The organism is Peribacillus aracenensis (genome assembly GCF_025175645.1).
In the GTDB taxonomy this organism is placed as follows: Bacteria; Bacillota; Bacilli; order Bacillales; family DSM-1321; genus Peribacillus; species Peribacillus aracenensis.
Genome location: NZ_JANZMJ010000104.1, coordinates 1 through 764, shown reverse-complemented (window position 1 = coordinate 764; position 764 = coordinate 1). Strand labels below are relative to the sequence as shown.

At 41.4% G+C, this 764-nt stretch carries 1 protein-coding gene; it reads right to left on the bottom strand.

Translation table 11 applies throughout. The annotated features are described in order from the left end of the window. On the bottom strand, window positions 1-764 hold a 764-nt coding region (locus N0M92_RS29195), incomplete at both ends, for an IS110 family transposase (RefSeq protein WP_260289035.1).

Genomic DNA, 764 nt, shown 5'->3' with positions numbered 1-764 from the left:
CGTAATGTTAATCCCGCTAGTTTAATCAATTGGCGTGGATTTTCATAAAGTGAAAAGCTTCCAACTTCTGAAAGCAAATCAACAATGGTTGCATCTCCTAATCCAGGAACTGAAGCCAGTAGCTCATATTCCATAGTTGTTTGGGCCATTTCGGATAATTGACTATTCACAGATTCAATTTCGTTTTCTAGTAAGCGATACTGACGCAGGAGCGTGGCAATTTCATGTCGGGCCATCTTTGTCCCTTCTGTCAGTCCAATTGAGTTCGTCGCTGCTTCAATGAGTAGCTTTGCTTTTGGTAGCTGTGGGGCTCTCATTCCCTTTACCTTACGGTAAAGAAAGACAAGCTCCTCAGCACTTTTTCCATCGATATCCTGTGGCAACGGAGTCATTTCCAATGTAGCTAGAGCCATCTTTCCGAAAGCCGGAAAGACTTGAGTAAACTCGGGAAAATAACGATCAAGCCAACGAATGATTCGGTTTTTAATACTCGCTAAATCTTCCGTTAACTTTGAACGAAGAGTAGATCCGATACGAAGTTCTGCTTCAACTTCTTTTAATAAACGTGGATAGCTAAAACGCCCATCTTTCAATAAACGAGCGATGACTAATGCATCTTTTTTATCGTTCTTTGTCGGTAAATTATCGTCTAGTTCCTTCGATCGTTTGACATGCATTGGATTCACCATGACTAGTGGGATACCGTAATGATCTAAGAAATTAGCTAAGTTCATCCAGTAGTGGCCTGTTGGCTCAATTCCAAC